We start from the raw sequence: 21,574 nt of genomic DNA, 5'->3' as shown, positions 1-21,574 counted from the left end.
CGTGGGACATTCGTCCGGAGGGCCCCCAAGACCCAAGGCGCGAAGGGGAATATCGCGGAAATGGCCAAGGGTTTCGCGGCCGCGATGCCCAAAGCCCGTTTCGTGGGTGTGCCCAACACCAGCCATGTCCCGCATCTGGAATCGCCGGCCGCGTTCAACTCAGCGGTTCTCGAGTTTTTGCGTTAGACGCCCTGTCGCTGCGGCAGCGGGCGGGGCCGCACCAGGGTCGGCCACCAGAACCACGGCCCCAGGATGCGGATGATGCACGGCACAACGAAAGAACGCACGATCAGCGTGTCGAGGAGCAAGCCGATGCACACAGTCGAACCCACCTGGCCGATGGTGCGCAGATCGCTGGTGAGCATCGCCAGCATGGTGAAGGCGAACACCAGACCCGCGGACGTCACAACACCGCCCGTACTGCCCAGCGCGCGGATCAGACCGGTGTGAATTCCGGCGTGAAGCTCCTCTTTGACACGGAGAATCAACAGTAGGTTGTAGTCCGAACCCACCGCCACCAGGATGATGAACGTGAGCGGCAATATCAACCAGTACAGGGGCAGGCCGATCAGGTGTTGCCAGACGAGTATGGAGAGCCCGAACGCTCCGGCGTAGGAGAAGGCCACCGTGAGGGGGATGACCAAGGCGGCCATCAGGCTTCTCGTGAGGAACAACATGATCAAGAAGATCAGCACGAAGGCGGCGATCGCCACGATAAGCAGATCGGACATCGCGTATTCCTTGATGTCCTTATTGGTTGATCCCGAACCGCCGATATAAACTCGCGCGCCGGCCAGCGAGGTCTCTTTGAGCGCCGCGGTTATGGCTGTGGGGAACTGTTCGACATGCTGCACGCCTTCCGGGCCATTGGCGTCCCCAGTGTGGGTGACGATGAACCGGGCAGCCTTGCCGTCCGGCGACATCAGGAGCTTCATTCCCGTCTTGACGTCTTCGTTGTCGAAACCTTCGTGCGGGATATAGAAGAAGTCATCGCTGCGGGATTGGTCGAAGTCGAGCCCCACATTGACCGAATCGAAGAATGTCTGGTCGGTCTGGGTGGATTGCAGCGACGACTGGCCGTAGGTGCTGACCAAAAGGCCAGCTAAAGCCTCCGAGTCGTCGGCCGTGAGTTTTAGCTGCGCGATGATTTGCGGGAAAGCCTTGTCTACCTCAGTGAGGGAGATCCTGGCGTACTTGATGTCTTCGGCCAGGTGGTCGATCTGGTCGAGTCCGTCGAACAGTGATCTGAAAGACCAGCAGATGGGGATGTCGAAACAGTGCTTCTCCCAATAGAAATAGCTCTTGATCGGACGGAAGAAATCGTCGACGTTCGAGATTTCTTCATTGATCGCGTTGCTGACCCTTTCCAGGTCCTCCACCGTGAGCACCGTCTTGTGCAGCTCGTCGGACACTTTTTGGAAAAAGCCGATCTCTTTGCGCAAGACCTCGACGGTGTGCATCGTGATCTGTGCCTGCTGGTCGGTATTAGCGTTTTGCTGCTGGTTGAACGGGAGTTGTTGACCTTGAGCGCTGCCCTGCGTGGTGAATAGGTACGGAATTGTGGCATGTTCCAGAGCTCGGCCCATGGGCCTGGTGATGCTTTGCACCATCGCGACGCCGGGAAGGCGCTCGAGGGCCTTGGCGGCCCGGTCTAGCGAGATGAAGTCAGCGGAGTTTCGCAGATCATGATCCGACTCGATCATCAGCATCTCCGAGAACAGCTTGCTCTTCGGGAAGTGCCGGTCCGCCGCCTGGAAACCCTGGTTGGCCAAGCCACTGCGCGGCTGGTACTCGCGATCGTCGTAGTTCTGCCGGTAGGTCGGGACGAAGATCCCCCCGAGCACGACGGCGGCGGCACTGGCCACGAGGATCGGCACCGGCCACCGAACCACGCTCGTTCCGATCCGCCGATACAGATGCGCCTTGGCCTTGCTTTTCGGGTCGAAAAGCCCGAAAAGCGTGCCCACGGTCAAGAAGGCCGGGCCGAGCGTCAGCGCCGCCGCGATGGTGAACAGCATGCTGATGGCGACGGCGGGCCCCATGGTGTGGAAGTAATTGAGTCGCGCGAAAGTCAAGCAGTAACACGCTCCCGCGATCGTCAGCCCCGAGCCGAGGATGACCGGCGTGACACTTTTATAGGCGGTGTAAAACGCCTCCTCCCTGCCTTCGCCGTCGTGTCTTGCCTCGTGATAGCGACCCATCAAGAAGATGCCGTAATCCGTTCCCGCTCCCAGGGTCAGCGCGACGACGATGTTCACGGCGAATGACGAGAGCTCGATGTACCCGAGATGCCCGAGGGTTGCGATAACCCCCTTCGCGACCAGCATCTCGAACAGAACTCCGGCCAAGGGCACAAACAGGGTGACGATGGATCGGTATACCAGCAGCAACATCCCGATGATGAGGAAGATCGTCACGATCGTGATGTCGTTCAAGCTTGAATTCGCAATCGCAACCGTGTCCGACGCGAGCGGGGCCGCACCGCTGACGTAGACCTTGAGCCCGGGCGGCGGCGTGTCCTTGGCGACGATATCCCGAACGGCAGCAACGGACTGGTTGGCTTGCATTTGGCCGATATCGCCTGCGAGACGCAACAGCACGTACGTGCACTTGCCGTCGAGGCTCTGCGCCCCTGCCGCGGTGATCGGTTTCCCCCACAGATCGATGGCGGATTGCACGTGCTTGGTGTCGTGCAAGAGCCGGCGCATCAACTCGTCGTAGAACTTATGGTCCTCGTCACCCAGCGGCCTGTTGGCTTCCAGCACAACCATGGCCAAGCTGGTCGAATTAGACTCCTGGAATTTCGAACCGATGGCCAGCAACGCCCGCTGCGACGGCGCGTAGTGCGGGACCACCGGCCCCGCGAGCTCTTCTGCGACCCTCTCTACCTGCGGCATGAAGGTGTTCGTCGACACGGCAAGAAGTGCCCAGAACGCGATGATGGGTATTGCGAAGGCGCGGACCATTCTGGGGATGAAGGGTCGTTTCACCCGATTCTCCGTCTGGTGCTCGCTCATGCGGACTTCACCAGACAAAAGACGTGTGCGTCCTGATGATCATCGGTTTGTTCGGCGCGGACGACGCCGTTCACCTTCAGCCGGCAGCCGACTTGACCACCATGAACCTGCGCCGAGATGCTGCCGGACACCACGGTGAGCGTGGTCGACTCCGTGTGCGACCACGGCAAGTCCGTGAGGTTGACCTGATGCGGATGCCCGTCGACGTCCACCCAGACGAGCATTCCCCCTTGCCCGGCGGAGCCGAACAACTCATACGTGAGCCGTTTGATACTGAACTCAGGAGGTGCCGCCGGCTCATTGACGGTGATGACAGGCTCGGGATTGGAAAACTCGTGCACCTTCCACATGGCCACCGCCCCCACGCTGACCGCAACGACGGCAACCAAAGGCATCCAGACTCGCGCCAAGACGGTCCTGCCGACTGAACGAGGACTCATTCGATCACCTTTCGAAATCCGCCCGGACCTCGTATTTCATTCCCCGCCGCTCCTTGGCATACAACAGCCAGCAGACGCTGATGTACCTAATCGATAATGGATATGAGCGTGCAATGACACTATCGGCAGTGCGGCCGGAACGCGACCGCGAAGACTTGCGGGCGCACCCAAGTACCGGTGACTCCACCCGATGCCCTACTGCCACCTCAGGACAATTTCTGTAGACGCTTTTTCATCCTGATGCTGCGGAGAATCTGCGTCGTGAAGTTCATGGAGGCCAACATGGGGAAAACCCCGAGAAATGTCCGCTCTGACGGCGTTGCTCCGTGCAAGTGGTAGAGACTGCCAAACACATAAAAGCATCCCACGCAGAACAAAGCGCCGGGAATGGAGAACGTCAGCACGGAGCTACGAATGGCAACAATTTGCTTCGCATAATCCAACTCTTCAGCCGATAGTGGTTCGCGTTTGCGCGCTTTTCGCAAAACCGTTTTGGCGCTCCCGATTTCATCGCTAATCGGAGTCGCCGGCCGGCGCTCCAACCGTCTGACGTAAAAGGTGGCAATAACAGCCAGCATGATGGCCAGTGCAAGAAAAAGTATTGTCAGGAACGCGTATAAGCTCAAACTCAATGTCACTAGCCCCGTCCTTCGCTCAGCCGTGGTCGCTATCGAAGACTACCGCGCGGCCCTGGTGCTTGCTAGGTCGTAACGTACGGCACCGTGCACTATGCCGCAGCGCAAGCCTGCATGCGAAGATCGACGTGGATAACCGACCGAAGGAGATCGGCATGTCACGTTCGCCGGGTGAGCTCGTCACGCAATTCTGTGCGCTGTGGTCGACACCGGACGCTGCCACGATCGTGAAGTATCTGGCCGAAGATGCTGTCTACCAAAATATTCCGATGGAGCCCGTCCAGGGCCGCGAGGCGATCCGCACGTTCATCGAAGGTTTCTTCGCGACCCTCGACGGAATCGACTTCGTCGTGCATCGGCAAGTCAGCGATGGAAATCTGGTCTTCAACGAGCGGACCGACATCATGCGCACCAAAACCGGCAAGACGGTCGAGCTCCCGGTCACCGGTGTATTCGAGGTCGCGGACGACAAGATCAAAGCCTGGCGGGACTACTTCGACATGAACACTTTGACGCAGGCCTTCGGTTAGCCGAATACCTTGTGCGAGAACGCAATCAGTGTGTGACAGCCTTCCGCCGGCTGGACATTTCGCTGCTTTGGCTCTACCCGGCCCATTTCATCTCACCGGGGTGGCGACGCACCCGGTGGTTGCGGCTGCGACGAGGGGTTGCTCGACGAGATCCTTCCGGGCTGCGGCCGAGGGCAGTCCGGCTGAAACCACGTCACGCCCCCAACCCGCGTCCACGTGATCCCGCAGTTCACCGGCACCACAGCGGGTCGATCGGTGCCAGCGAGGAGAGTCGCCATCATCCCGATAGCCAACATCGGGCGAATGAGAGCCGAGACGAACGCTGACGTGATCCCGGCCGGGAATCGGCGGCTCATCGGTCGAGTGTGAGTTGCCGCGCGAGCGGCCGCAACTCGAAGAGGCCGGGGCGAGCGACCCAGTTCGCGAAAATAGCTGAGGGAGGCGAAGTTTCGGGCTTCGTGCCGACTGGTCGCAGCACGCGGGCCGCCGCGTTCTAGTCTCAGAAAATTACGGACGGAATTTGTGCAACCAGGAGACGGGGATGGGACTGCTCGACGATAAGACCGCCGTCGTCACCGGCGGCAATTCCGGCATCGGGTTGGCCACCGCCCAGAGATTCATCGAGGAAGGCGTCGAGCGAGTGTTCATCACCGGCCGGCGACAGGCCGAACTCGGCTCCGCCGTGGAAAAACTGGGCTCGCGTGCCGTCGCGGTGCGCGGCGATGTCGGTGAACCCCGTGATCTGGATCGGCTGTACGCCGACGTCGGTGCCGCGGGCAAGGGCCTGGACATCGTGGTGGCCAACGCCGGTTTCACCCGGGTCGCGCGACTGGGCGAGATCACCGACGATGACCTCGACGCGGTGCTGACCACCAACGTCAAAGGTGTGGTGTACACGGTGCAAAAGGCGCTGCCGCTGCTCAACGACGGAGCCTCGATCATCCTGGTTGGGTCCACCACCGCCGACCGCGGCCGCACCGGCCTGAGCATCTATGCCGCCAGTAAGGCTGCCGTGCGTTCGCTGGCGCGCACCTGGGCCAACGAACTGGCCGATCGCAGGACCCGGGTCAACGTGATCGTCGCCGGGTCCACCGTCACCCCTGGCAGCAATACCTTGGCCGCCCAAACCAATCCGGACGTCTCCATCGAGGAGTTCCGCGCCGACCGCGTGGCCACCATCCCCCTGGGGCGTTTCGCCGATCCGGTGGAGATCGCCAACGCCGCCGTGTTCCTCGCCAGCGGTCTGTCCAGCTTCATCACCGGATCGACCGTGACCCCTGACGGGGGATTCAATCAAGTGTGACGCCGCAACTCTAGGAGGCCCCAGTGAGCGACCATGAAGTAAAGATGATCATTTTGTCGACCGACGATCTCGAGGAATCGATCCGCTTTTACAGCGAAACGTTGGGCATGGCACTGAAGTTTCGCGACGGAGCCCACTTCGCGGCCCTCGACGGCGGCCCGATCACCGTCGCGTTGGCAACCGCGGTGGACCATCCGATCCCGGGGCAGGTAGTGGTCGGCATCAAGACCGCCGACGTCGACGCCGCGGCCAGGGCTGTCGAAGCCAGTGGTGGAGGCATTGTGAAGGGCCCGTACGACGACGCCCACGAACGCCGTGCCGTCGTGTACGACAACAAGGGCAACGGCCTGGTCTTCTACAAGTCGCTGTCCCGGTAGACATCCGGCTTTAGGCGACGTATCCGCGGGGCAACACCGAGAAGTCGACGCACGCCGCGGCCAATATGTCTCCGAACTCCGGCGCGACTGGCGCCCGGAGCTTTAGCTGGGCACCCGCCGACGGTGTTTTCTGGACATTGACGTTGTAGTCGAAGAGCAGTTGCATGGCCTCGGAGTCGATGTCGTGCCAGCCGGTGTGAACCGTCATCAGCGTGAGCACGCCGAGCTCGTCGCCGGCGGGCGAGAGTATCCGATGATGCCAGGCTTTATCTGCCTTGAATCCGGTGTGCGGCTGGATGGCTGCCAGGATGGTGCCGCCGCCGGTTTCCAGCCGTGCGGCACCGTCGGCCGGCACGATTTTTCCAATCGGCGAGTTCTGCCGGGTGACCGTCGTCGTCCCCGCCACGGCGATCTGGAGCTCGTCACCCGCTGCGCCGGACAGGGTGTAGTCGCTCTTGCCGCCGTTCTTGAACCCGAACAGTACGGCCGCGCCGCTCTTTTGCTGGGCGCGCCCCAATTCGGTGCCGTCGGGACCGGTGAGCTCGACCCGCAATGCGTTGGACGCTGATTTCTTTACTCGCGCGGCGACGACAGTGGCGTTTCCAATAATCGGCATGCCGAGATGGTAGGTCGCGCGCGTCAGGGGAGCCTCCTTGCCAACATGAATTGCCGCGTGTTCTGTTTAGGCGGTGAACACCCGGCAAAGCCCGTTTCGGGCCGATCTGCTGCAGGGGAAGGTGGCTCTGGTCACCGGCGGTGCTACCGGGCTCGGCCTGGAGGTCGCTCGAGTGCTGGGCAGTCATGGTGCTCGCGTCGCGATCTGCTCCCGAAAGGAGCCCAATCTGCAAGCGGCCGTCGCAGAGCTGCGCGACGAGGGGATCCAGGCCAGCTACGGCGTCTGCGACGTCCGCCGCCACGACGAGGTGACGGCAGTCCTCGAGCAGGTGGTGCAGACCCACGGGCGACTCGACATCGTCGTCAACAACGCCGCCGGTAACTTTCCGGTACCGATCAGTGATCTAAGCCCTAACGGTTTCAAAGCCGTCGTCGACATCGACCTTCTTGGGACGTTCAACGTGTCGAAGGCGGCGTATGAGCTGTGGCTGGGTGATCACGGTGGCTCAATCGTCAACATCACCGCGGCGATCCAGTATCGCGGTATGGCCTTGCAGGCGCACGTGGTTTCGGCCAAGGCCGGCATCGATGCGTTTACCCGGGCCTGTGCGATCGAGTGGGGACCGAACGAGGTTCGGGTGAATGTCGTTGCGCCAGGCGCGATGTCGGGAACCGAGGGTGTCAAGCGAATCGCCGGCGATGACCAGCATCGCACGATCCGAAACCCGTTGCGCCGTCCCGGCTCGACCACCGAAGTCGCCGAAGCGGTGCTCTTCCTGGCCAGCGATGCGGCGTCCTACGTGACGGGGGCTGTACTTGTTGTCGATGGCGGTAGTTGGTTGACTGCCAGCGGAATACCGGACTTGCCGGGCTATCGCTGACGCCGATTAGGTATTTTGCCCCGATTCGGATTATTCTTGCGCGCGGCTCATCGTCGACTCAGGAAAAACTGATGCCTATTCAGCCCACACTGCGACGGGCACAATCGCCCCGCAGCGGCCGTACTCAACGCTTCGCTCAGCGCATGACCTTCCCCAGGGTCGGTCAGTGCTTCGACATCGAACTCACGCGCGAGACCGATGGGTGGTTCATTCGGATTCCCGAGATCGGCGCGGTCGCCCACGCCGGGCGCCGGTCGACCATCGAGTTGGTGGCGCGGGAATGCATCGCTACCCGCACCGGCATCCCGATGGGTTACATCAGCGTCTTCGTCGCAAAAGAAACCCCCTAGCACCACTGCGACGCTACCGGGGTCTCCTTAGCCGAAGGGCTCAGACCTTCACCGTCAGCGGCCAGACGTTCCAGATGTCGTCGCAGTACTCCGCGATGGCGCGATCCGAGGAGAACTTGCCGCTGCGCGCGGTGTTCAGGATCGACATCTTGGTCCACGATTCGCCGTCCAGCCACGCGGCGCTCACCCGGTCCTGGCACTCGACATACGAGGTGTAGTCGGCGCACACCAGGAAGGGGTCGTCGTAGCGCAGGTTGTCGACCAGCGGCTTGAACACCTCGGTGTCGCCGTGCGAGAACGTGCCGTCGGCAATCAGATCCAGGACCGCGCGCAGCTCGTCGTTGCCGTCGATGTAGTCGGCGGGGCGGTATCCCTTGGCCTTGACCGCCTCGACCTCGGACTCGGTGAGGCCGAACACGAAGAAGTTCTCGTCCCCAACCTCTTCGCGCATCTCGACATTCGCCCCGTCCAGCGTGCCGATCGTCAAGGCGCCGTTGATCATGAACTTCATGTTTCCGGTGCCCGATGCTTCCTTGCCCGCGGTGGAGATCTGCTCGGACAGGTTGGCGGCCGGGTAGATCATGTGCGCGTTCTTGACGCTGAAGTTCGGTACGAACGCCACTTTCAGGGATTTGTTGACTTCTGGGTCAGCGTTGACCGTCTCGCCGACGGCGTTGATCAACTTGATGATCCGCTTGGCCATGAAGTACCCGGGGGCGGCCTTACCGCCAAAGATGAAGGCCCGCGGCGGAATCGACAGCCCCGGGTTCTGCTTCAGCCGGTGGTAGAGCGCGACGATGTGCAGCACGTTGAGGTGCTGGCGCTTGTACTCGTGGATCCGCTTGACCTGAACGTCGAACAGCCAGTTCGGGTTTAGATCGATGCCCGTCTCCTGCTTGATGTACCGGGCGAGACGCGCCTTGTTGTTGCGCTTCACGTCGCGCCATTGCTGACGGAAGGCGCCGTCCTCGACGAACGGCTCCAGCCCGCGCAGGCGCCCCATGTCGGTCAGCCAGCCCTCGCCGATCGTGCGGTCCAGCAGCTCACGGAGCCCGGGGTTGGCCAGCGCCAGGAAGCGGCGCGGGGTGACTCCGTTCGTCTTGTTACTGAACCGCTCCGGCCACATCTCGTAGAAGTCTTTGAGCACACTGGCTTTCAGCAGATCCGAGTGCAGCGCGGCGACGCCGTTCACGGCGTGGCTGCCGACGGTCGCCAGGTGCGCCATGCGGACCTTCTTGCCGCCGTCCTCGCCGATCAACGACATCCGGCGGATGCGGGCCTCGTCGCCGGGGAACTTCGCACGCACCTCGTCGAGGAAGCGGCGGTTGATCTCGTAGATGATCTCGAGGTGGCGGGGCAATGACTCGCCGAACATCTCCAGCGGCCAGGTCTCCAGCGCCTCCGGCAACAGTGTGTGGTTGGTGTAGCCGAACGTCGCGACGGTAATCTCCCAGGCATCTTCCCAGTCCAGGTCCCGCTCGTCGACCAGCAATCGCATCAGCTCGGCCACCGCAATCGAGGGGTGGGTGTCGTTGAGCTGCACCGCAAATCGCTCGGCGAGCTCGCCGACGCCGGCATCGGCGAGGTCGTCCATGATGTGCAGGATGTGCTGCAGTGAGCAGGACACAAAGAAGTACTGCTGCAGCAGGCGCAGCCGCTTGCCGGCCTCCGGCTCGTCATTGGGGTAGAGGACCTTGGTGACGGTTTCCGAGGTCACCTCGTCCTCGACGGCCTTGTAGTAGTCGCCGGTGTTGAAGGCTTCCAGCGCGAACGATTCGACAGCTCGCGCGCTCCACAACGTCAGCACGTTGCAGGTGTTGACGCCGTAACCCTGGATGGGGGTGTCGTAGGCGACGCCCTTCAGCAGTCGCCCGGCCACCCACCTGACCCGGTCGTTGCCTGTCTCGTCGGTGTAGTGCTCGGCATAGCCGCCCCACTTCACCAGGTAGTTGACGTCGGGTTTGGCTATCTCCCAAGGGTTTCCGTTGACCAGCCAGTTGTCGGTCTTCTCGATCTGCCAGCCGTCCTGGATCTGCTGGTTGAAGATGCCGAATTCGTACCGGATGCCGTAGCCGATCGCCGGACGCTCGAGGGTGGCAAGCGAGTCCAGGTAGCACGCGGCGAGCCTGCCGAGGCCGCCGTTGCCCAGTCCGGGTTCCGGTTCGCAAGCAAGCACCTCATCAAGGCTCTGGCCCATCGCGGCCAAGGCGGACTTCGCCGCGCCCTCCAGGCCCAGGTTCAGCAGGTTGTTGCCCAGCTGTGGACCCATCAGGAATTCGGCCGACAGGTAGCAGGTCACCTTGCGGCCGAGGTCCAGCGACGTCTGTGTCGACGCAACCCGGCGGTCCTGCATGCGGTCGCGCACGGCCAGCGCCAGGGCGCGGTAGTAGTGCTCGGGCCGCAGGGCCGCAGCCGGGCGGCCGACCGAGTAGCGCAGGTGATCGGTGATCGCGCGCTGCAGCGCGGGGGCACCCATCCCAGTGCGAGAGTGCTCGGCCAGGTCGGCCGGTCGGGGACTAGTGGGGGACGTTCCGTCGGAGGTCTTGTGTTCGACATCGGTCATCGTGAGTCCTACTCCCTAGAGTTGATGGCAGTATCGCACCGATATGCCGGCGGCGCGCAGGTCGCCAGTCTGGCAGCGATGCCTGCACACCAGGCGCGCAATCGACGTCCGTTAGGTGAACGCAGGCCCACGCACTCGCGACGAAATGGCGTTGCCGCCGAGGTGGTCGGGGCTCAGCGCTTCCTCTTCGCGGCGATGCGTGCGTGCGTCTCGGTCAACGGGACGACGTGCCCCTCGGCGCACTGCACATGGGACACGACCGGCGCCCCGCACCCATCACCGTGGACGAGTTCTAGCCGTTTGGAAGTTCCCTGCATTTCCCGCCCGAACTCGATCAGGCTCACCAGAACGGGGAAGAGCGCCCGCCCGCGTTCGGTGAGCACGTACTCATAGCGGGTGCGTTGCCCGGGCGGCCGGTATGGCTGCTTGGTCATGATCCCGGCGTCGACGAATTGCTTGAGGCGTTTGGCGGCAATCTGCTCGGTGACGCCGGCGCGGCGCGCGAGATCTTCGAATCGACGCGCACCCCAGAATGCCTCGCGCAGCAGGACCAGAGCCGAGTGCGTCCCGATGAGCGTGAGGGCGTGCTCGATGGGGCAGAAGTCGCTGATATCCAGGCTGTCCCTGTCGGCGAGCCTACCGGCGAGCGTCATCACGTCAGATGAGGCGTCCATACGTGCAGCATACGCCCTGGCTTGACTGCAAGCCAGCCAGCTATCTGGCTTGACTTTTATTTAGTCAGATGTGAAGGTGTAAGTATGACCACTGAGCCGCAGTCGAATTCGCCCGCCGAATCCTCGGCGCTACTGATCACCGGAGCCGCAGGCAAAACGGGTGGGCATGCGGCCCGGCTGCTGCTCGAGCGGGGACACCGCGTGCGGGCATTGGTGCACCGCTTCGACGATCGAGCCGCTGCGCTGCGCGACCGCGGCGCTGAGGTTGTCGTCGGCGACCTCAATGACATCGATGATGTACGCGAGGCCGCCACAGATGTGCGCGCGGCATACTTCGTGTACCCCATTGAGCCTGGATTGCTGGAGGCGACAACCACTTTCGCCCAGGCCGCGACCGAGACCGGTGTTGCATGGGTGGTCAACATGTCGCAGATCTCGGCGCGGCGGGGCGCGGCAAGCGACGCCGCCCGGATCCACTGGCTCGGTGAACGCGTACTGGATTGGTCGCCGGTTAACGCAATACACCTGCGGCCAACGTTTTTCGCCGAATGGTTCACCATCTTCGGGGCCGGGATCCGCAGCGAGGGGGTGCTGCGGTTGCCGTTCGGCGATGGGCGCCACGCCCCGATCACGGCGGAAGACCAGGGTCGCGTCATCGCCGCCATCCTGGAGCATCCCGAGGAGCACGCCGGACAGATCTATCCGTTGTTCGGTGCCGTCGAGATGAACCACTACGAGATCGCCGAAGAAATCTCTCGGGCGCTGGGCCGGCCGGTCCGATACGAGCCGGTCGATATTCCGTCCTGGGTGGAAGGCATACAGGCTCAGGGCGTTTCGCCGTTCCGGGCGCAGCACTTGAGCCACGTGGCCGTCGACTATCGCAACGGAGTCTTCGCCGGCATGAATGACGTCGTCGAACGGGTCGGTGGTAAGAAGCCGACCACCGTCGAGGAATTCATCACGGCGAACAGTTCGGCATTCGACGTAGGGCGCTAAAGGGCGCCGAAGTGCGGGTAACCGTCACGCCGCAGGCTTGGTGACCGTCATCTGGTCGTCGCTGGTGTTCCAGGATTTCATGAAGGTGTCGATTGCTACCTGCTCGTTTTTGCCGTCTTCGCTGCCGGGGTCGTTGAGGTGCACGACGCCCTTCCTGGTGTCGACACCCGTCACCACGACGGCGTGGTTGGACTCGGCGTTGCCGTCGGAATCTTTGTCCTCGACGGGATCGCCCCAGATGAGTTCGGCGTTGACGGCGGCGATCACCTTGCGGCCTTTGGCCAGGTCCTGTTCGAGTGCCTTGATGCCGGTGGGCTCGCCGGTCGTATCGACGCTGTCTTTATCGGTGCTCACGGAGTCGATCTTGTAGTGCTTGAGCAAGGTCACCTCGTCGTCGAATGAGGTGCCTTCGCCGTGATGGCGCTTTCCCGGCTTGGCATAGATCGGTCCCGAGTGAACAGCGCTGGGAGTCGTTTGGGCCAATTTGACGATCGCGTGTTCGGAGGGTTGGTCACCGGTGATTTCTCCGACGACGTCGGCGACCGACATTTCCACGCAGTCGTCGTCGTATGACTGGTAACGCCAGTACTCCGCCGCCGCTTTCGGGTCGCCGTAGAGGGCGCCCTCACTGATGGGCGGGTCGGGCGCACCGGGGGCGGCCTGGGCTGGACCAATCCCGAATCCCAGCGCAGCCGCGCCGGCCAGCACCATGATCCCTGCGGTCCGGGCCAGCGCCGCGATACGGATGCCGATCATGTGATGTCCTTTTCAAGAGCCTGCGAGTGACTACTGAGAAAAGACTCTCCTGGCTGCCTCTGCGAATTCTTGGAAGATTCTCTCCGACTCTTTGACGTCTCGCAGTGGATTGTGGCCGTCAATTGCATCGGTAGTAGGTGGCTTACCTACGCCGCCGGCCCCAGCATTAGGCCGTTTGGCCCTATGCCGCCAGTGGTGCTGCTGGCCAAAATGGGCCGGTGGTGATTCTTGACAACCGACGACAGGTGCCAGAGATAATGGGCATTCCTAGCCGTCGCTTGGCGCGGGTCCCGCGCAGCTCGTGAAAGGCATTATGCTGCCTATGATTTCGCGGATTGTACTGGGGCGCTGCTCTGCTCGTGCCATTGGTGCCGTCAATTCACACAGGGGCACGGTTGGGAGAACAGGAATGGCACGAATGAGGAGAGCGGTGTGACCATACGTTGGTTCCGTGGACTCGGGCTGGCCGGTGCCATGGTGATGGCCGCGATGGCGTTCGCGGGCACGGCGCTGGCCGCCGCGCCCCCGATGCCGGGCATCGAGGTCGATGATGAAAGCGGCAGGTGCACAGCAGGTTTCGCGACGCAAGGCAACGACGACAGCTACTACCTCTTGACCAGTGGACACTGCGACGCGCACGACGGTTCAGTATGGACGTACGAGCAGGACGTCCCGCTCGGAAAAATCACCGCCAGCGAGAACGATGGCGATAACAAGGACGCCGCAATCATCCGCCTTGACCCGAGCGTCGGTGTACCGGTCGGAGACGTCGGCGGCAAGTACCCGGTCCGGGATGTGTTGAGCCTGTCCCAGATTCGGGTAGGCATGCCCTTCTGCAAGCTCGGTGCGGTCAGCGGTGAGACCTGTGGGTCCATCAAAGCCATTGAGGGCGGTGTGGTCGAAGCCAGCGTGTACAGCCTGCATGGCGACAGTGGGAGTCCCGGTTTCGTGAAGAACGACGACGGCACCGTGAGTGCCGTCGGCATCTTGATGTCTTCACCGGAGGGTGACGACCATACGACGTACTTCACCCTCGTGCAGCCGTTGCTCGGCAGGTGGGGCTTGCGAATTCTCCCCTGAAGTACGCCGATGGAACCTAGTGCGCGCCGGAGAGATTCAACGTCACTACACCGATGATGATCAGCGCGACACCCGCCACCTTCGAGACCGTTAGGGGCGAGCCGAGAAACAGTACGGCGATGAGCACGATGGCGGCCGTGCCGATCGCCGACCACAATGCGTACGCAACGTCGGTCTGCATACCGCGCGAGATCGACCAGGCCAAGAGCGCAAAAGAAACGCCGTAGTTGACCAGGCAGATGACCGTCGGCCACGGTCGGCTGAACCCTTCGGTGCTCTTGAGCAGGCTGGTCGCGATCACCTCCGTGAAAATCGCGCCGAGCAGGAGCAAGTACGCCAAGACGCCTCCTTGGTAGCGGCCGTAACGTTGTGATGTGACGCAGAACCTTAATCATCGCTTGTCCGGCTACCAGCCGGCCGTGCTGAGCTTGTTCCGGTCGGTCTACGGCTTCGTGTTCGCCGGATGGGGCGCGATGATCCTATTCGGATGGCCCGTCCATCCCGCGCACCCCGTCGAACCCGGCGCATGGCCGGCCTGGTATGCCGGCCTGATCGAATTCGTCGCGGGGCTGCTGATCGCCCTCGGATTGTTCACTCGGCCAGCCGCATTCATCGCGTCCGGCGAAATGGCGGTCGCCTATTTCTGGATACACCAGCCGCGTTCGCTGTGGCCGATCGGCGACCCACCGAACGGGAATGGCGGAAGTTTGGCGATTCTGTTCTGCTTCGCGTTCTTCTTGTTGATTTTCGCGGGCGGGGGCAGCTATTCGCTCGACGCCCTGCGGCGGTCCATCCGACGCTGACCGGATCAATCACCCCACCTGTGCGAGGCCAATAGTTCTAAAAGGGTGGGACCACCGGTCCGCCGTTCGCGCAGCAACTCGCGCGGCATCGAGTACGGCGGTGCCGCGTCGGGGCTGCGCTGGGCGTGCGTGACGATCGCTTCCACCAATGTGGTGGCCATCGACAGTCGGGGGTAGCGGGAGTGAATCGCGGTCGCAACCCGCTCCTCGATGAAGTCGGCGTCGCGGCCGAAATCGGCACTCACACCGCTGCGAACGAGATGGCACAGCGCTCCACGCCGCTCGGCAATGCCGCCGGACGTGTGCAGGGCGATGGCCTCCCAAACCCCGTCCACCACGTCGCGGACACAGCCGTGTTCGGTCAGCAGTGCGGCCGCGAGATCGGCACCTTCGACCTCAAACCGCGACTTACCGGACGCCGCGGTGCCGACGCCCAGGTCGTGTAGGACGCATCCGAGGAACAACGCCTCGCTGTCGTAGTCGGAGCCGGGGCGGATGCCGTCGCGCGCGGCCAGCAGCTCGGCGAAGAAATAGCTGCGCACGCTGTGATTGAAGACCGATGGCGACTCGGTGGTTTGCGCTAGCCGGATCGCGGCCTGCGCGACGGAGGTCTCGATGAGATCTGGAACGAGCGTCATGGCACTCACGCTAAGGGCGGTTACGCCATATCTGGGAGCGGCCAAAATGCCGCAATTCCCACAATTCAGGCCATGGTCGTCCGCGGGGCGCGGGGGGCGGTGACCGCTGCTTCGGGCCGATTGATGATAATGACATTCTCTAGTTTGGAGAGGACGTTTCCGCCTGGCGGACGGTCGGAGGAGGTCGACGATGAGCGCTGACGGACGGTGTGACGGGATGGTGGCGCTGGTCACCGGAAGTAGCCGGGGACTGGGCAAGGCGATCGCCGCCCGATTGGCAGCGCACGGCGCTACCGTGGCGCTGACCGCCCGCACGATGGACCCCGATCCCAAATACCAAGGCTCGCTGAACCAGACCCGCGACGATATCGTCGCCGCTGGCGGTAAAGCGGTGGCGATTCAGGCAGATCTGTCCCAGGCCGAGGAACGCGAGAGGCTGTTCGCCGAGATCGTCGCGTCCGTCGGGGCGCCGGACATCTTGGTGAACAACGCAGCGGTCACCTTCTTGCGGCCCCTCGACGGGTTTCCGGACCGGCGGGCCCGGCTGATGCTAGAGATGCACGTCCTTGGACCATTGCATCTGAGCCAGCTGGCGATTCCGGCGATGCGGGAGCGTGGACGAGGCTGGATCCTCAACCTGACCTCGGTGGGCGGCGACTTGCCGCCCGGGCCGCCGTTCTCCGAATTCGACCGGACCGCGGGCTTCGGCATCTACGGAACGGCGAAGGCCGCGCTCAATAGGCTGACGAAAAGCCTTGCCGCCGAACTGTACGACGACGGGATCGCCGTCAACGCCGCCGCTCCCTCCAATCCGGTGGCCACCCCAGGAGCGGGCACCCTCGACCTCGCGAAGACCGACACCGAGGACATCGAACTGATTACCGAAACCGCGTTCCGGCTGTGTACCGGGGACCCGAAGACCCTCACCGGACGCATCGCGCATACCCAGCCGTTCCTCGCCGAGGTCGGCTGGTCGAAACCGGTCGGCTGAATGACGGAGCTGGCCATCGACGAACTACGCCGGCGACTGGCCGGCGCCGACGTTGTCGACGTCGCCACGCTCGCCGGGGGTGCGTCCAGCCTGACGTTTCGCGGCTCGCGAGGCGGTGACTCCGTCGTGATCAAGGTGGCGCCGCCCGGCGTCGAGCCGGTCGCGCATCGCGACGTGCTGCGTCAGGCTCGCATCCTCAAAGCGCTTGCCGCAACACCGGTTCCGGTCCCGACGGTGGTGTGGGAGGACTGCGGTGACCCTCCTGACGTCCCGCCGTTGTTCGTGATGTCGCACCTCGACGGCGAATGCGTAGAGCCGCTTTTCGACGGCTGCGTGCCGACTCCCGACGTCGTCGAACGGTACCGCAACGCGTCTCGGGCCATGGCGGCCCTGCACAAGCTGTCGCCCGTCGACCTCGGCCTGGGAGACGAGCCGATCATCGATTCAATTGCCGAAGTCCAACGCTGGTGTGAAACCTTGCGAACCGTCGACCCTGCGTTGGTGCCGGCCTGGCCCGAGGTGCGGGATGCGTTACTGCGTTCGGCACCAACTGCCATGGGGCCCAGCGTGGTGCACGGCGATTTCCGCCTGGGCAACCTGCTGGCCGTCGGCGCCCGCGTCAACGCGGTCATCGATTGGGAGATCTGGTCAATCGGTGATCCCCGTATCGATGCGGGCTGGTTCCTGATCAATTCCGATCCCGACACCTATCGGCGCATCCCCGAGTCGGACGGCATGGCGCCGCCGGTTGCCGAGCTCGCCAAGATATACCAGCAGGAGCTGGGTTTCGAGGTTGCCGACTTAGCCTGGTTCGCCGCATTAGCGTGCTTCAAGTCGGCCGCGACATGGTCGCTGATCGTCAAGCACAACCGCCGAAGGCGTTCTCCACAAGCAGAATTGGAGGCCATGGTGCCCACCCTGCCGCGGCTGCTGGAGCGGGCCCGCTCGATGGTGGGCTAGGGCGCATAGGTCACATCTGCCGCGCGGGCCGCTGTGCCGGCGGGCACACGCTGTGCCCGCCTCCGAGCGACAACGTGATCTACCGCCCGAGTTGTCATTCAGAGGTGCGCATCGAGAGTATGTCTGGAGGCAGCGGCCTGTATGGCAAGTCTGGCGAATGTTGGTCAGTCAGATCACAATTGCCCGGACCCCGCGGACGAACGTCTTGAGATGACGTCGCGCGGTGGCCGGCCAGTCGCCGTCATGCGGCAACGGCGTGGCGATCAGCGTTCCGCAGACCGCCACATCAAGTGCGGTGACATCGGCGTGCACCGACCCGTGCTGCTGGCCTTCGGTCAGAAAGTCCGTAATTGCTTCCAGGATACCGCGTTTGGCATCGAGCGCAGCATCATCGGAAAGCGGCTCGGCTCCGCGCAACGGCAAGGCCACCAGCTGATCCGCCAGCTCCAGGCATTCCTCCAGGTATGCCTCGACGGCGTCCGCGCCGGTCAGCCCGTCCGACTTGATTCGGGCCAGGGCCGCCAGCAGCAGGTCATAGCCGCGGCGTTGCAACTCCTCGAGCAGTGCCGCGCGGTCGGGGAATCCGCGGTAGAAGGTGCCCACCCCGACGCCGGCGGCTTCCGCGATCTCGGTCAGCGGAACGTTGTGTCCCCGGTGCGCTATCAGTTCTGCCGCGGTGCGCAGGATTTTCTCGCGATTTTCGATCGCATCCCGGCGCACCGCGCGGGATCGGGTTCGGGGGACAGCCGCGGGCACGGCGTCAGCGGTCCCCACGCGCATCCGACTTGACGCGACGCGGCAGTGGGGGAATGCTGACCATAAGCGGAAGATTACTTCCGCTATAGCGGGAAAGCAATCGAGGGCTCCAGGAGGCATCGTGAGTGACGACGAATTCAACCGTCGCAATATCGAAGAATTCCGTGCCAACCACGGCCGGCTGGGCGGACAGTTCGAGGGCGCTCCGGTCCTGTTGCTGCACAGTAAGGGAGCGCGCAGCGGCGAGGAACGCGTCAATCCGATGATGTATCTGCCCGACGGCGACCGGTACCTGGTATTCGCGTCGGCCGCGGGCGCCGACCGCAACCCGGCCTGGTACCACAATCTGGTGGCGCATCCCGATGCCCGCATCGAAGTGGGTGATGACGACATCGCAGTCGATGCCGTCGAGCTGCACGGCGCCGAACGCGACGCCAAGTACGCGATCCAGGCCGAACGCTATCCGGGCTTTGCCGAATACGAGCGCAAGACCACTCGCCGGATCCCCGTTCTCGCACTGATTCCCACGCAGGCATAGTCGTGGACGACGTCGTTGCGGGCCTGCGGGCAGAGTTGAGCGCAGTTGTACATGAACCCGGCGACGACGAATACGCCCGTGCGACAAGCCCAGACAACTCGAGCTATCCCCAGCGGCCGTGCGCCGTCGTGCGACCGGCATCGGCCGAACAGGTTGCGCACGTGGTCCAGATCGCGTGGCAATGCGGCGCGCCCGTCGTCGTCCAAGCCACCGGCCACGGCGCGGGCAGGCCGGTAACCGACGACCAGGTGCTGCTGGACACCTCGGCGCTCACCGACGTTTCCGTCAACGTAAGCCGGCGGACCGCCCAGGTCGGTGCGGGTGCGATGTGGCCGGCCGTCCAGGAGGCGGCGCACATCCACGGCCTGCTCGGCCTGAGTGGGACGTCGCCGACAGTCGGCGTCGCCGGATACACCTTCGGCGGCGGTGTGGGCTGGTTCGTCCGCAAGCACGGGCTGGCGTCGGGAACACTGCGCGCGGTGGATTACATCGACGGCGCCGGCCAGCTGCGCCGGGCCTGCGACGATGCCACCGATCCGCTCGATCGTGAGGCTCTTTTGGCGTTCCGCGGGGGTGCGCCCGTCGGTATCGCCACGTCGATCGAGATCGAGCTGTTCCGCGTCCCCGAGTTATGGACCGGCTCCCTGCTGTGGCCGCAAAGCGCGCAGGCTGCGGTCATCGCGGGGTGGGTATCGGCTCTGGAAGTGGTGAGCGAATCGGTGACCAGTTCGCTCTCGCTGTTGCAGCTGCCCGCCAAAGGACCCTTCCCCGCCGAATTGCTCGGCGCCACCGTCGTCCACCTTTCCTACGCGTCGCCGGACGGGGCGGCGCACCTCGACGTCGTGCGAAACGCGGTGCGCGACGCGGCAATACCGGTCGTCGACACCACCGGGCCGGGGGATCTGCAGTCGTTGTCGGCGATCCATCTCGATCCGCCCGCCGCCGTACCCGCGCGGGGCACCGGTCGCTGGTTGGGAGGCGAGGCGACCGATTTCGTGGGGTCGATGTTCGACGCCGCACGGGTCGGCCAGCCCGGCGGCTTGAGCATGGTTGAGTTGCGCCACACCGATTGTGCGGATTACGGCCCCGCCGGCGCGCTGACCACGGTGCCCGCGCCATTCCTGCTGCACGCGGTCGGTGCGGCCCCGGACGACGACGCGAGACGCCGGATCGACACCGTCTTGGGTGATGTCGAAGACGCGGGCCGAGTCGCCGACATCGGCCGTGCCGCAACATCATTCCGGGAAGGGCAACCCGACGCCGGCGACGCGTGGGAATCGTCCGAGCAGGCGCGACTACGGGCGGTCAGGGCCGCGCTGGATCCGGAGCGCGTCTTCAAATTTCAGCGTCACCCGGTCTTCTAGCCGCGCGGGATGCCCGCCAGCTTGTCGGCGAACTTCGCCTCCGCGGCCGCGCGCAACCGCAGCAGGTGTTCGGACGGAAAAAGATCGGGCGACGGGGCGCGGTCCTTGAGCAGCTGCCGGGCCAGCGTCACCTTGTGCACTTCCGTCGGGCCGTCGGCCAGGCCGAGCACGAACGACTCCACCAGGTACTGCACGAACGGCATCTCATGCGTGGTGCCCAGCGATCCGTGTAGCTGCAGCGCCCGCGACGACACGTCGTGCAGCACCTTCTGCATCATCGCCTTGACCGCCGAGATATCGGCGCGCACCGCCTGGTAATCGTTGAATTGATCGATCTTCCAAGCGGTTTGGAGGGTCAGCAGTCGAAACGCCTCGATCTCCATCCACGAGTCGGCGACCATCTCCTGGACGAGTTGCTTGTTGGCCAGCACCTCGCCCTGGGTGTAGCGCGACACCGCCCGCTCACAAATCATGTCGAAGATGCGGCGGACCAGCCCGACGGTGCGCATGGCGTGGTGAATGCGCCCGCCACCCAGCCGGGTTTGAGCGACGACGAATGCGCCACCGCGCGGGCCGAGCATGTGATCGGCTGGCACACGCACGTTCTCGTAACGGACATAGCCCTCACGCCCGCCGCCCAACGGTTGATACCCCAGCCCCACGTCGCGTAGCACGTTGATGCCGGGGGTGTCGCCGGGAACGACGAACATCGAATAGCGCTGATAAGGCGGCGCGTCGGGATCGGTCATCGCCATCACGATGATGAACGACGCCATCGACGCGAACGAGGAAAACCACTTCTCGCCGTTGATGATCCAGTGGTCACCGTCGGGAACCGCAGTGGTGCGAAAGACTTTCGGGTCGGCGCCGCCCTGCGGTTCGGTCATGGAGAAGCAGGAGATGATGCGGTTGTCCAGCAGTGGCTCGAGGTAGCGGGTCTTGAGCTCGGGCGTGCCGTAGTGCGCGAGGATTTCGCTGTTGCCGGAGTCGGGTGCCTGCGAGCCGAAGACGATTGGCGCGCACTCCGAACGGCCCAGAATCTCGTTGAGCAGCGCGAGTTTCATCTGGCCATAGCCGGGTCCGCCCAGGTGTGGTCCCAGGTGGGTGGCCCAGAGTCCGCGCTGCTTGACGATCTCCTGCAGCGGGGGGATCAGAGCTTGGCGGACCGGATCGCCCAGATCATGGGATTCGTTGATAATCAGATCGATCGGCTCGCATTCGCTGCGCACGAACTCTTCGACCCATTCGAGCTGCTGCGCCCATTGCGGGTCGGTGGAGAAATCCCATGACATCTATCGTCGCCTCTC

24 protein-coding genes are annotated in these 21,574 nt (G+C 63.6%); 13 read left to right on the top strand and 11 right to left on the bottom strand.

Annotated elements, in window-relative coordinates; translation table 11 throughout:
- Nucleotides 1–60 precede the first annotated feature (60 nt).
- Entirely contained in the window at nt 61–186 is a 126-nt protein-coding gene (locus MNAB215_RS29995; RefSeq protein ID WP_217348894.1) for an alpha/beta fold hydrolase, read from the top strand.
- Here the strand turns inward: MNAB215_RS29995 and MNAB215_RS01110 are convergent.
- The 3 genes from MNAB215_RS01110 to MNAB215_RS01100 all read right to left on the bottom strand — a co-directional run bounded on the left by MNAB215_RS01110 (nt 183) and on the right by MNAB215_RS01100 (nt 4,089).
- Complete coding sequence (locus MNAB215_RS01110; RefSeq protein ID WP_077077080.1) at nt 183–3,017, bottom strand: MMPL/RND family transporter; 2,835 nt, start codon at nt 3,015–3,017, stop codon at nt 183–185. The genes MNAB215_RS29995 and MNAB215_RS01110 overlap by 4 nt on opposite strands.
- Nucleotides 3,014–3,457 (bottom strand): MmpS family transport accessory protein, encoded by a 444-nt coding sequence (locus MNAB215_RS01105; protein WP_077077079.1) that lies wholly within the window; start codon nt 3,455–3,457, stop codon nt 3,014–3,016. Before MNAB215_RS01105 ends, MNAB215_RS01110 begins: the two co-directional genes overlap by 4 nt.
- Before the next feature lie 206 nt (nt 3,458–3,663).
- Complete coding sequence (locus tag MNAB215_RS01100; RefSeq protein WP_077078319.1) at nt 3,664–4,089, bottom strand: hypothetical protein; 426 nt, start codon at nt 4,087–4,089, stop codon at nt 3,664–3,666.
- 158 nt (nt 4,090–4,247) lie between these two features.
- On the opposite strand from MNAB215_RS01100, the gene MNAB215_RS01095 reads away from it, so the two are divergent.
- The 3 genes from MNAB215_RS01095 to MNAB215_RS01085 all read left to right on the top strand — a co-directional run bounded on the left by MNAB215_RS01095 (nt 4,248) and on the right by MNAB215_RS01085 (nt 6,302).
- The gene (locus tag MNAB215_RS01095) at nt 4,248–4,622 is read left to right on the top strand and encodes a limonene-1,2-epoxide hydrolase family protein (RefSeq protein ID WP_077078318.1); all 375 of its coding nucleotides are present in this window, start codon (nt 4,248–4,250) and stop codon (nt 4,620–4,622) included.
- A 541-nt stretch (nt 4,623–5,163) separates the two neighbouring features.
- On the top strand, nt 5,164–5,925 hold the full coding sequence (locus tag MNAB215_RS01090) for an SDR family NAD(P)-dependent oxidoreductase (protein ID WP_077077078.1): 762 nt from the start codon (nt 5,164–5,166) through the stop codon (nt 5,923–5,925).
- A 23-nt stretch (nt 5,926–5,948) separates the two neighbouring features.
- Complete coding sequence (locus MNAB215_RS01085) at nt 5,949–6,302, top strand: VOC family protein (protein ID WP_077077077.1); 354 nt, start codon at nt 5,949–5,951, stop codon at nt 6,300–6,302.
- A 10-nt stretch (nt 6,303–6,312) separates the two neighbouring features.
- Here MNAB215_RS01085 and MNAB215_RS01080 read toward each other — a convergent pair whose 3' ends face one another.
- Nucleotides 6,313–6,918, bottom strand: a complete 606-nt coding sequence (locus MNAB215_RS01080) for a hypothetical protein (protein WP_131829068.1) — start codon at nt 6,916–6,918, stop codon at nt 6,313–6,315.
- A gap of 73 nt (nt 6,919–6,991) precedes the next feature.
- Between MNAB215_RS01080 and MNAB215_RS01075 the strand changes: the two genes are divergently transcribed.
- Both MNAB215_RS01075 and MNAB215_RS01070 read left to right on the top strand, forming a co-directional pair.
- Complete coding sequence (locus MNAB215_RS01075) at nt 6,992–7,798, top strand: SDR family oxidoreductase (protein ID WP_077077075.1); 807 nt, start codon at nt 6,992–6,994, stop codon at nt 7,796–7,798.
- Nucleotides 7,799–7,941: 143 nt separating this feature from the next.
- Nucleotides 7,942–8,148: a long chain fatty acid-CoA synthetase Faa4p gene (locus MNAB215_RS01070; protein WP_077077074.1), complete on the top strand. Its 207-nt coding sequence runs from the start codon at nt 7,942–7,944 to the stop codon at nt 8,146–8,148.
- 40 nt (nt 8,149–8,188) lie between these two features.
- Here MNAB215_RS01070 and MNAB215_RS01065 read toward each other — a convergent pair whose 3' ends face one another.
- On the bottom strand, nt 8,189–10,624 hold the full coding sequence (locus MNAB215_RS01065; protein WP_077078317.1) for a glycogen/starch/alpha-glucan phosphorylase: 2,436 nt from the start codon (nt 10,622–10,624) through the stop codon (nt 8,189–8,191).
- Nucleotides 10,625–10,884: 260 nt separating this feature from the next.
- A complete protein-coding gene (locus tag MNAB215_RS01060) occupies nt 10,885–11,385 on the bottom strand; it encodes a winged helix-turn-helix transcriptional regulator (RefSeq protein WP_245830092.1) in 501 nt (166 codons plus the stop codon).
- 84 nt (nt 11,386–11,469) lie between these two features.
- Here MNAB215_RS01060 and MNAB215_RS01055 point away from each other — a divergent pair, with 84 nt between their 5' ends.
- Nucleotides 11,470–12,381, top strand: coding sequence for an NmrA family NAD(P)-binding protein (locus MNAB215_RS01055; protein ID WP_077077073.1), 912 nt, complete (start codon nt 11,470–11,472; stop codon nt 12,379–12,381).
- A 24-nt stretch (nt 12,382–12,405) separates the two neighbouring features.
- Here the strand turns inward: MNAB215_RS01055 and MNAB215_RS01050 are convergent, their stop codons facing one another.
- A complete protein-coding gene (locus MNAB215_RS01050; RefSeq protein ID WP_077077072.1) occupies nt 12,406–13,137 on the bottom strand; it encodes a cysteine peptidase family C39 domain-containing protein in 732 nt (243 codons plus the stop codon).
- 432 nt (nt 13,138–13,569) lie between these two features.
- Here MNAB215_RS01050 and MNAB215_RS01045 point away from each other — a divergent pair, with 432 nt between their 5' ends.
- Nucleotides 13,570–14,217 carry a S1 family peptidase gene (locus MNAB215_RS01045; protein ID WP_077077071.1) on the top strand — a complete coding sequence of 216 codons (648 nt, stop codon included), beginning with the start codon at nt 13,570–13,572 and terminating at the stop codon, nt 14,215–14,217.
- 16 nt (nt 14,218–14,233) lie between these two features.
- Here the strand turns inward: MNAB215_RS01045 and MNAB215_RS01040 are convergent, their stop codons facing one another.
- On the bottom strand, nt 14,234–14,557 hold the full coding sequence (locus tag MNAB215_RS01040; protein WP_077077070.1) for a DMT family transporter: 324 nt from the start codon (nt 14,555–14,557) through the stop codon (nt 14,234–14,236).
- A 34-nt stretch (nt 14,558–14,591) separates the two neighbouring features.
- On the opposite strand from MNAB215_RS01040, the gene MNAB215_RS01035 reads away from it, so the two are divergent.
- On the top strand, nt 14,592–15,020 hold the full coding sequence (locus MNAB215_RS01035) for a DoxX family protein (RefSeq protein WP_077077069.1): 429 nt from the start codon (nt 14,592–14,594) through the stop codon (nt 15,018–15,020).
- Nucleotides 15,021–15,025: 5 nt separating this feature from the next.
- Here the strand turns inward: MNAB215_RS01035 and MNAB215_RS01030 are convergent, their stop codons facing one another.
- A complete protein-coding gene (locus MNAB215_RS01030) occupies nt 15,026–15,658 on the bottom strand; it encodes an HD domain-containing protein (RefSeq protein ID WP_077078315.1) in 633 nt (210 codons plus the stop codon).
- A gap of 190 nt (nt 15,659–15,848) precedes the next feature.
- On the opposite strand from MNAB215_RS01030, the gene MNAB215_RS01025 reads away from it, so the two are divergent.
- Complete coding sequence (locus tag MNAB215_RS01025; RefSeq protein WP_077077068.1) at nt 15,849–16,649, top strand: SDR family NAD(P)-dependent oxidoreductase; 801 nt, start codon at nt 15,849–15,851, stop codon at nt 16,647–16,649.
- Nucleotides 16,650–17,609, top strand: a complete 960-nt coding sequence (locus MNAB215_RS01020) for a phosphotransferase family protein (protein ID WP_077077067.1) — start codon at nt 16,650–16,652, stop codon at nt 17,607–17,609.
- A 168-nt stretch (nt 17,610–17,777) separates the two neighbouring features.
- Here MNAB215_RS01020 and MNAB215_RS01015 read toward each other — a convergent pair whose 3' ends face one another.
- Complete coding sequence (locus tag MNAB215_RS01015) at nt 17,778–18,383, bottom strand: TetR/AcrR family transcriptional regulator (protein ID WP_165691510.1); 606 nt, start codon at nt 18,381–18,383, stop codon at nt 17,778–17,780.
- 103 nt (nt 18,384–18,486) lie between these two features.
- Between MNAB215_RS01015 and MNAB215_RS01010 the strand changes: the two genes are divergently transcribed.
- Together MNAB215_RS01010 and MNAB215_RS01005 are read left to right on the top strand one after the other, a co-directional pair.
- On the top strand, nt 18,487–18,903 hold the full coding sequence (locus tag MNAB215_RS01010; protein WP_077077065.1) for a nitroreductase family deazaflavin-dependent oxidoreductase: 417 nt from the start codon (nt 18,487–18,489) through the stop codon (nt 18,901–18,903).
- A gap of 2 nt (nt 18,904–18,905) precedes the next feature.
- Complete coding sequence (locus MNAB215_RS01005; protein ID WP_165691509.1) at nt 18,906–20,267, top strand: FAD-binding oxidoreductase; 1,362 nt, start codon at nt 18,906–18,908, stop codon at nt 20,265–20,267.
- Here the strand turns inward: MNAB215_RS01005 and MNAB215_RS01000 are convergent.
- On the bottom strand, nt 20,264–21,559 hold the full coding sequence (locus MNAB215_RS01000; protein WP_077077064.1) for an acyl-CoA dehydrogenase family protein: 1,296 nt from the start codon (nt 21,557–21,559) through the stop codon (nt 20,264–20,266). The genes MNAB215_RS01005 and MNAB215_RS01000 overlap by 4 nt on opposite strands.
- Between the last annotated feature and the right edge of the window lie 15 nt (nt 21,560–21,574).

It is taken from the genome of Mycobacterium numidiamassiliense (assembly GCF_900157365.1).
Taxonomy (GTDB): domain Bacteria; phylum Actinomycetota; class Actinomycetes; order Mycobacteriales; family Mycobacteriaceae; genus Mycobacterium; species Mycobacterium numidiamassiliense.
The sequence above is the reverse complement of the archived record's forward strand: the minus strand, read 5'-3'. Positions and strand labels throughout refer to the sequence as shown.